Genomic DNA, 9155 nt, shown 5'->3' with positions numbered 1-9155 from the left:
AAGGAAGCCGACGGCTATCGCTGCCCTGAAGGTCAACTACTCGGCTATGCCACCACCGGCCGCAACGGCTACCGGCACTACCGGTCCGACCCGGCACAGTGCAGGACCTGTCCGCTGCTGGCCTCCTGCACGTCGAACGCCAAGGCGGTCCGCACCATCACCCTGCATGTGTGGGCGGACGCCCGCGAACGGACGGACAGTTACCGCAAAACGGCGTGGGGCAAGGCGATCTACAAGCGACGCAAGGAGACGGTGGAGCGCTCGTTTGCCGACGCCAAACAGCTGCACGGGCACCGTTATGCGCGCTTGCGGGGGCTGATGAAGGTGACCTGGCAATGTCTGCTGGCGGCGGCCAGCCAGAACATAAAGAAGATCGCGCTGGCGCTCACCCGCCAGCCACGCCTGGCGGGGGCATGAGGCCCTCTCGCCCCTTCATTATCTTCACTTCGTCAGGCACCGGCAGCGCCCCCGCGCTCTGTCATCCCGCCCAAACGAAAAACCCGCCAAAAAATCGGCGGGTTTGTCAGTGGTCTGAGGCCGGTCGCGAGACCGGCCTTTTTGTTTGAGCTGTTTTCTGAGCTGATCAGCTCAGGAAGTCGACGATCGTCTTGATGATGCGGTCCTGATCCTCGGTCGAGAGGTACGGGTGCATCGGCAGGCAAAGAATGCGGGCCGGAACCTCTTCCGAAACCTTCATGCCGAGCGGCGACGACTGATAGTGGCTGTAGGCCGCCTGCTGGTGCAGGGGCTTGACGTAGTAGATGACCGACGGGATGCCTTCCTTGCCGAGATGCGCCCTGAGCTCGTCGCGGCGGTCGGTCTCGATCGCGTACTGTGCCCAGGCCGAGCGGCTGCCAGAGGAAATCTCCGGTACCTTCACGACCGAACGCAGGCCGTCGTTGTAGCGGCGGGCGACGACCTGGCGCTTCTCCATCTCGTCCTCGAGGATGGCAAGCTTCTCAATCAGGATCGCGGCCTGAATGGTGTCGAGGCGCGAGTTCACGCCGATGCGGACGTTGTCGTACTGGGACTCGCCCTTGCCGTGGAAGGCAAGCGAGCGGAGCGTCTCGGCGAGTTCGTCGTCATTGGTGAACATGGCGCCGCCGTCGCCGTAGCAGCCAAGCGGCTTCGCCGGATAGAAGCTGGTTGAAGCGACGTGGCCGAAGCTGCCGCACATTTCGTTGCCGAGTTTGCCGCCGATGCCCTGCGCGGCATCCTCGATGATGACGAGGTTGTACTTCTCGGCGATCTTCCGGATGGCGTTGTGGTCTGCAGGCAGGCCAAAAAGGTCGACCGGGATGATGGCGCGCGGCTTCAGCCGACCCTCGGACACGACCATCTCGATCGCCGCTTCGAGGTTGTTGACATCGATGTTGTAGGTGTCGGAGTCGATGTCGACGAACACCGGCTCCGCCTGGCGCAATGCCACGACCTCGGCGGTGGCCGCGAAGGTGAAGGACGGGCAGAAAACCGCGTCGCCCGGGCCAATGTTGTGGGCCATCAGCGGCAGCATGAGCGCGTCGGTGCCGTTGGCGCAGGCAATCACATGCTTCACGCCGACATACTGCGCGAGAGACTTTTCGAACTCGGCCACCTGAGGCCCGAGGATATAGCGCCCGTCGGCAACGACCGCCTGGATCGCCGCATTAAGCTTGTCGCTGATGCGCTCCCGCTGAGCGCCGAGATCGATGAACTGCATGTTCTTCCGTTCTTCGCTGTGGGTTGCGCACGAGCGAAGGCCGGGCGCACCCAGTGACATTCCGCCGCCACTCGTCGTGTCTGATGGCTCCCGCAGCGGATCAATAACTGTTTCCCTACCGGAAAAGGCAGATTTTCCAAACAGGCATGGCGCCGTGTGCACCATAAAATGGCGATGATTATGACGTCTGTGCTATCGGCACAGAATCAGATGACGTAGACGGATTGCATGGTTAACCGAATTGACAGCTGGGCGGCGCAGGGACGATCTGGAAACCGCGCATGAATCTTAAACTGAGCCCATCTTCCCAGCCGACGAAATCCGCTGCCTTGATTGAGCCCGGAGCGGTGGACGAATCCCCCATGAGCGGGCGTGTTCAACTGCGCGCCTACGTCATCAATCTCGCGAAGAATCCCAAGCGTTGGGAAGAGGTCGCCCGCTCCGCTGCGGCCTTTGAGCCCGGCATCGCGCTTACGCGGATCGATGCGGTGGATGGTCGCGACGCGGCGCATGCGGCGCGCGAGCAGGCGGATGTCGCTACCTTTGAACGAATCAATGGCCGCGACATGCTACCGGGGGAATATGGCTGCTACCTCAGCCACCTCAAGGCGCTGCGCACTTTTCTCGATGACGGCGTGCCCTACGGGATGATCCTCGAGGACGATGTGGCATTTACGGAAGACAGTGAGGCGCGCATTCGCGCGATTATTGACGAGCTGCCGCAGTTCGGTGTCGTGAAGCTCGTCAACCATCGCGCGAAGCTGCTGATCGAACTCTGCTCGACGAAGAAGGGTGACAAGGTCGGCCGCACCATTCACGGGCCGCAGGGGTCGGCTGCCGCCTATCTCGTCACCCGTGAGGGCGCGCAGAAGCTGCTCGACAGGCTGTCGAAGATGGTCCTGCCGTGGGATGTCGCGCTCGAACGCTTCTGGCACCATGGCGCCGAGGTCTATTCGGTCCGTTCGAACGTCCTGGCCTTCACCGAAGAGCGAAAGAAGTCGGACATCAGCGGCGGCGGCTACGCGAAGGCAAAATACCCGTGGTACCGTCGGTTGGGAGCCGCGCGCGCAAGGACGTCGGATTATGTCCGACGCTTGTCGCATGTCATTCAGCGGCCGCAACGTGCCCTGGTGGATGCAGAAGACCCGGTTTCGTGGAAGCAGATCCTTGCGGGCTTCCTTGTCCTCGTGCTCGTCTCTGCCGTCTGGGCCGAGTCGGATGCTTACCGCTTTGCTGGTGCCGCGCTGATCCTTGCGGCGCTGTGGCGGTACTATTGCACGGACATCTGGAACTACCGCAGGTTCCCCGAGATCGGCTGGATGGGGCACGTTTGCCTCCTCTGGGGCATCTATGTCCTCGCCCGCTTCGGCGTGAGCCTGGCTGTCGAACCTGAAAAGGGTATCGGTTCCGCGGAGGGCATTTATCTTCTGCCGGCGCTTTATCCGACGCTTGGCTACGCAATGTCGCTTTTCGTGCGGAGGCCGTTCATCCTGGCGACGGCGTTCATGGTGATCAGCCTTCTCGCGCTGTCATTAGGAATCGACCATACGGGGGCCGATGTCCGCGCTGATGCACTGCTGCAGCACAATCCGATCCATGCCTCCGTGGCGGCGGGACTCATCTGCCTGTGCGTAGTGCCCTACGCTCTTCACGTCCTGCGACGGCGAGACCTGGCCAGACCTCTCAAGTTCGGCCTGGTAGTCTTCAGCGCCATCGTCTTTGTCTTTTCGGGCCTGGCGATCTACGGCCTGTGGTCGAAGGGCGTGTGGCTGGCGATGATCGTCGCCCTGCCGGTGCTTCTGCTGACCCTAATGGCCGCTGGCGGCCACCATGGAAAATCGCTGGCGATGGCAACTGCGATCGTTGCCGTCGTCGGTGTCATCCTCAACTACGACACCGTGGCGCGTGTTGCCGGCGGTACCATCGAAACGACTTCGCTGCTAATCAGTGAGCTTCTGCACGGCCGGCCGGGTCTGCAGGCGCTGGACGTGCTGATCAACGATCCCACCACGCCGATGAGCGAAAAGGAACGGCTCATCCTGTGGTACGATGCACTGCACCTGTGGGGGGAGTACCCGGTCTTCGGACCGGGTGTCAGCTGGCTGACGCTCTGGTGGCAGCAGCCCTATGCGGCGCCGTACAACCTAATCCACAACGGCTATCTTGAGATTGCCGTCCGTTATGGCTGGACCGGTCTCGCCTTCTACGCGCTGTTGTTTGGCTGGTCGCTGGTGACCGTCTATCGCGCCGCGCACGCACGGATCATCGATGTCGCGGCAGCGCAGGCCTACATCGCGACAATGGTGTTCTTTGCGGTGACGCTCGTCAGCAATTCGAACAACCGGCTTGCCATCGGCGAGAGCTACATGTGGTTCGCCTCCGGCTTTGCCTTCTATTGCCACTTCCTGCTCGCCAATAAGGCGCGGCAGGAAGCGGCCGCCGCGATTGCTGCGCGAGAAGCAAAAGCGACCGCATAGCAAGGCAGTCGCGAACACGTCCGGAACTTTCGGGAGAAGTGGCTGGGGCGCCTGGATTCGAACCAGGGAATGGCGGTACCAAAAACCGCTGCCTTACCGCTTGGCTACGCCCCAACGAGATGCCGCGTTCCTATCGCGTGAGCGGTAGTTCGTAAAGATGGAAGTTTGCATTCTTCACGGGTTCCACGCCGGCCAAAGAACATGGGCAGAGGCGGCGTACCCTCATTTTCTGCGCGGCAAGAAGCTTTTGCAAAAGCACTCCCATCTGACCGGAAAATTTAGATGCTGAAGCCTCGCGTGGGGCCAGTAGAAGTGGGACATCTGCTTCAGACGCTGAAGTAATGGCGCGTGCGCCACTGCCTCCCCACTGAAATGCCCGAACATTCGCAGGTCCCCGGATGCTAGCCAGACTTTCTCACCTCGACAGGCTCGAGGCAGAGGCCATTCACATTTTCCGCGAAGTCGCAGCAAGCTTCGAAAAACCGGTCATGCTCTACTCGATCGGGAAGGATTCCTCGGTGCTGCTGCATCTGGCGATGAAGGCATTCTACCCCGCCAGGCCTCCCTTTCCGTTCCTGCATGTCGATACCACCTGGAAGTTCCGGGAGATGATTGAGTTTCGCGACGCAACGGCGAAGCGGCTCGGGATCGACCTGATCGTACACATCAACCAGGAGGGCGTGGCGCAAGGCATCAACCCGATCGATTCGGGCTCAGCGGTTCACACTCACATCATGAAGACGCAGGCGCTGCGTCAGGCGCTCGACCTTCACGGCTTCGACGCGGCCTTCGGCGGCGCGCGCCGAGACGAGGAAAAGAGCCGGGCCAAGGAGCGCATCTTCTCGTTCCGCGACAGCCATCACGGCTGGGATCCGAAAAACCAGCGTCCGGAGATGTGGAGGATCTACAACACCCGCATCAACCGCGGCGAATCGATCCGCGTCTTCCCACTGTCCAACTGGACCGAGCTCGATATCTGGCAGTACATCCTGCAGGAAAACATCCCGATCGTGCCGCTCTACCTTGCGAAGGAGCGTCCGGTGATCGAGCGCGACGGCATGCTCGTCATGGTCGATGACGAGCGCCTAAAGCTGCGGCCGGGCGAGAAGATCGAGATGCGCGAGGTGCGCTTCCGCACGCTTGGCTGCTACCCGCTGACCGGCGCGGTGGAATCCGAGGCAGACACGCTCGATGCGGTCGTCGCCGAAATGCTCAACACCCGTACCTCCGAACGCCAGGGACGGCTCATCGACCGCGACGAGGCCGGTTCGATGGAAAAGAAGAAGCGGGAGGGGTACTTCTGACCATGCTGCATGACATTTCGACAGCGCGGACCGTTTCGTCCGACATCCGACGCTACCTGGCGGAGCAGGAGCGCAAGTCGATGCTGCGCTTCCTCACCTGCGGCTCGGTCGATGACGGCAAGTCGACCCTGATCGGGCGCCTGCTCTACGACACGCGGCTGATCTTCGAGGACCAGCTCGCGGCGCTCAGGCGCGAGTCGGCGCGCCATGGCACAACGGGCGAAGAGTTCGACTTCGCCCTGCTGGTCGACGGCCTGGAGGCCGAGCGCGAGCAGGGCATCACCATCGACGTTGCCTATCGATTCTTTGCGACGCCGAAGCGCAAGTTCATCGTCGCCGACACACCCGGGCACGTGCAGTACACCCGAAACATGGCGACCGGCGCCTCGGTGGCCGATCTTGCGATCGTGCTGGTCGACGCGCGCCGGGGCGTGCTGCCGCAGACCAAGCGGCATTCCTATATCGCCTCGCTGCTCGGCATCCGCCACATCCTGCTGGCCGTAAACAAGATTGACCTCGTCAATCACGACCAGACGGTATTCGAGGAGATCGCCCGCAGCTACCAGAAGGCGGTAGCGGGGCTGAACTTCGTCTCCGTGATGCCGATCCCGGTCTCAGCGCGCTATGGCGAGAACATCGCCAGCCGCTCGGAGAACACCAGCTGGTATGAGGGGCCGACGATGGTCGAGCACCTCGAAAACGTGGAGGTCGACGAGGACGGAACGGTCAAGCCGTTCCGCTTTCCGATCCAGTATGTGAACCGGCCGAATCTCGACTTCCGCGGCTTTGCGGGAACCATCGCATCGGGAACAATCGAGCGCGGCACGGAAATCGTCGTTGCCAAGTCCGGTAAGACCTCGCGCGTGAAGCGGATCATTGCGCCGGGCGGCGACCTTGAGCAGGCGCAGGAAGGGCAGGCGGTGACGCTCGTCCTCGAGGACGAGATCGAGGCCTCCCGCGGCAATATTCTCAGCGCGCCTGACGCGCGGCCGCATGTGGCCGACCAGCTGGCCGCGAGTATCGTCTGGTTCGGCGAGCAGGAGATGGTGCCGGGCCGCCAATACATCCTGCGCACGGAGACCGACCAGGTCCCGGCGACGGTGACCGAACTCAAGCACCGCATCAACATCGATGACTTCGCGCAGGAAGCGACGAAGACGTTGGAGATCAACGAGGTCGGCGTCTGCAACCTGTCGCTGCAGGCACCGATTGCCTTCGACAATTTCATCGACAACCGCGCAACCGGCGCCTTCGTGCTGATCGACCGGATCAGCAATGCCACCGTCGCCGCCGGCATGATCCTGCACCCGCTGCGGCGGGCTGAGAACATCCACTGGCAGGCGCTCGACGTCGACAAGGCGGCGCGGGCCGCGCACAAGCATCAGAAGGCGGCCGTGATCTGGTTCACCGGCCTGTCGGGCTCGGGCAAGTCGACCATCGCCAACCTGCTCGAGAAGAAGCTGCATGCCAGCGGCAAGCACACCTATTTGCTGGACGGCGACAATGTGCGCCACGGCCTCAACCGCGACCTCGGCTTCACCGAAGCAGATCGGGTCGAAAATATCCGACGGGTCGGTGAGGTCGCCAAGCTTATGGCGGATGCCGGACTAATCGTGCTCGTCTCGTTTATCTCGCCGTTCCGGGCCGAGCGCGATGCGGTGCGAGGGCTGCTGTCGGAAGGCGAGTTCGTCGAGATTTTTGTCGACACGCCGCTTGAGGAGTGCGCGCAGCGTGATCCGAAGGGCCTCTACCGAAAGGCGCGGGCGGGTGAACTAAAGAACTTCACCGGCATCGATTCGCCATATGAGGCGCCGGAGCGACCGGAATTGCGCCTGGAGACGACCGGCATGGCACCGGAAGAGACTGTCGCCGTGCTGGAAAGCTGGCTCGTCGAGAACGGCTATTGCTGAGGCTCACGGGGGATAGTATCGCCGAAGGCATGCTGGATCATGCCGAAGACGCCGAGATTCTGAGCCTTTGCGAGCAACTCGCGCTGGATGCGGGCCGCCGCATCATGGAGGTCGTCCGCGAGGGCTTTTCGGCCGAGATCAAGGCCGACTGCTCGCCGGTGACTGTGGCGGATCGCGATGCGGAGCGGATCATCCTCGACGGCCTGCGCGGGAGATACCCGCACATTCCGGTCGTTGCGGAAGAAGAGGCCGCGGCCGGCAAGGAGCCGCACAACGTCGGCAACGCGTTTTTCCTGGTCGATCCGCTAGACGGCACACGTGAGTTCGTGCGCGGCGGCGACGATTTCACCGTCAACATCGGCCTTGTGCGCGATGGCAATCCGGTTGCGGGCGTCATCTATGCTCCGGCGCGGCAGGTGCTCTATTCGGGCAGGGCAGGCGAGGCGTGGGAGATTCCGACTGACGAGCAGCACCAGCCGAGGGAACGCCGCCCGATTCGTGTCCGGGAAGGACGTTCACCGCTGACCATCGTGGCAAGTCGCTCGCACAACACGCCCGAAACGGACGAGTTCATCGCCCGGCATGAGCCGGCGCGTCGGGTGACGGTCGGATCGTCGCTGAAGTTCTGTCTGCTGGCGAGTGGACAGGCGGATCTTTATCCGCGCATGGGCCGCACCATGCAGTGGGACACGGCCGCAGGCGACGCGATCCTGCGCGCGGCAGGCGGCATCACGCGTGAGCTCGACGGCAGGCCGTACCGCTACGGGCCGGGGCTGACGCCGGGCGACGAAGATTTTGCGAACCGCTGGTTCGTGGCCGAGGGCAGGATCGCCTGATCAGGCAATCTCGTGTCGCCAGGGCGGATTGGACCCGGGACGCGAGACCGTGATCGCCGAAATCCTGATCGCGAAAGCCATTACCTTTTCAAGCTGAGCGCGCGACAGACTTGCCAGTGCTTCTTTGGCGAGCGTGCCATCGTCATGCAGCGCAGCGAGAATGCCGGCGTTGAAGGTGTCGCCAGCGCCGACAGTGTCTGCGATGACGACCGGGGCCGCGGGAAGTTCCACCTTGAGTTCGCGCGTATAACCGACGGCGCCTTCACTTCCGCGCGTGATGACGAGCAGCTTTGGACCGGTTGCAAGCCAGCGTGAGGCGATCTCGTCAGGTGTGCCGTCCTCGCCAAACCAGGCAAGGTCCTCGTTAGACAGCTTCACGATGTCGGCCATCGCAATCATGCGGCGCAGGCGCGCGAGGTGGCTTTCGCGGTCCGCGATGAAGGCGCTGCGGATGTTGGGATCGAGCATCGTCACGCGGCGCGAATGCTCGCGACGCATGAGGGTTTCGTAGGTCGATCCGCATGGCTCGGGGATGAGGCTGATGCAGGAGAAGTGCAGCGCCTCGATGCTGTCCGGGAGTTCCGGAAGGTCGCTCTCTTCGAGCATGCGACCGGCCGAGTTCTCGTCGAAGAAGGTGTAGCTGGCATTGCCGTTGTCGAGATGGACGAAGGCAAGCGTGGTCGGCCGCGACGAGTAGCGGGCGAGAGTCAGGTCAACGCTGCTTTCCTCAAGCGCGCGGGAGAGCTTCTGGCCGAAAAGGTCGGTCGAAAGGCCGGAGAAGAACCCGGTCGGGACGCCCAGTCGCCCGAGCGCGATCGCCGTGTTGAAGACCGCGCCGCCGACATAAGGCGCGTAGGCTTCCTCGCCCTCGACGGTCCTGCGAGGCAGCATGTCGATCAGGGCTTCGCCGCAGCAGAGGATCATCCTGT

The 9155-nt window shown here is 62.7% G+C and carries 7 protein-coding genes and 1 tRNA gene; 5 read left to right on the top strand and 3 right to left on the bottom strand.

From position 1 onward, the window contains the following. Positions 1-417, top strand: a 417-nt coding sequence (locus tag L630_RS0117830) for a transposase (RefSeq protein WP_024849578.1), incomplete at its 5' end; no start/stop codon positions are given. A 166-nt stretch (positions 418-583) separates the two neighbouring features. On the opposite strand, the gene L630_RS0117825 is transcribed toward L630_RS0117830, so the two are convergent. Beyond that, a complete protein-coding gene (locus L630_RS0117825) occupies positions 584-1699 on the bottom strand; it encodes a DegT/DnrJ/EryC1/StrS aminotransferase family protein (protein WP_024849577.1) in 1116 nt (371 codons plus the stop codon). Between the two features lie 362 nt (positions 1700-2061). On the opposite strand from L630_RS0117825, the gene L630_RS0117820 reads away from it, so the two are divergent. Then, entirely contained in the window at positions 2062-4176 is a 2115-nt protein-coding gene (locus L630_RS0117820; RefSeq protein WP_024849576.1) for a glycosyltransferase family 25 protein, read from the top strand. Between the two features lie 39 nt (positions 4177-4215). Here the strand turns inward: L630_RS0117820 and L630_RS0117815 are convergent. Further along, a tRNA-Gln gene (locus tag L630_RS0117815) sits at positions 4216-4290 on the bottom strand. A gap of 284 nt (positions 4291-4574) precedes the next feature. Here L630_RS0117815 and cysD point away from each other — a divergent pair. Genes cysD through cysQ form a run of 3 tightly spaced genes read left to right on the top strand, consistent with a single transcriptional unit; the run spans position 4575 to position 8226 of the window. Beyond that, the gene (gene cysD / locus L630_RS0117810; RefSeq protein ID WP_024849575.1) at positions 4575-5480 is read left to right on the top strand and encodes a sulfate adenylyltransferase subunit CysD; all 906 of its coding nucleotides are present in this window, start codon (positions 4575-4577) and stop codon (positions 5478-5480) included. A gap of 2 nt (positions 5481-5482) precedes the next feature. Next, a complete protein-coding gene (gene cysN, locus L630_RS0117805) occupies positions 5483-7390 on the top strand; it encodes a sulfate adenylyltransferase subunit CysN (protein WP_024849574.1) in 1908 nt (635 codons plus the stop codon). Further along, positions 7384-8226 carry a 3'(2'),5'-bisphosphate nucleotidase CysQ gene (gene cysQ, locus L630_RS0117800; RefSeq protein WP_348602401.1) on the top strand — a complete coding sequence of 281 codons (843 nt, stop codon included), beginning with the start codon at positions 7384-7386 and terminating at the stop codon, positions 8224-8226. Before cysN ends, cysQ begins: the two co-directional genes overlap by 7 nt. Here cysQ and L630_RS0117795 read toward each other — a convergent pair whose 3' ends face one another. Beyond that, the gene (locus L630_RS0117795; RefSeq protein WP_024849572.1) at positions 8227-9150 is read right to left on the bottom strand and encodes a carbohydrate kinase; all 924 of its coding nucleotides are present in this window, start codon (positions 9148-9150) and stop codon (positions 8227-8229) included. Positions 9151-9155 lie beyond the last annotated feature (5 nt).

Origin of the sequence: Aminobacter sp. J41 (genome assembly GCF_000526635.1) — a bacterium.
Lineage (GTDB): Bacteria > Pseudomonadota > Alphaproteobacteria > Rhizobiales > Rhizobiaceae > Aerobium.
Note: the sequence above shows the minus strand (reverse complement) of the source record. Positions and strands in the feature narration are given on the sequence as shown.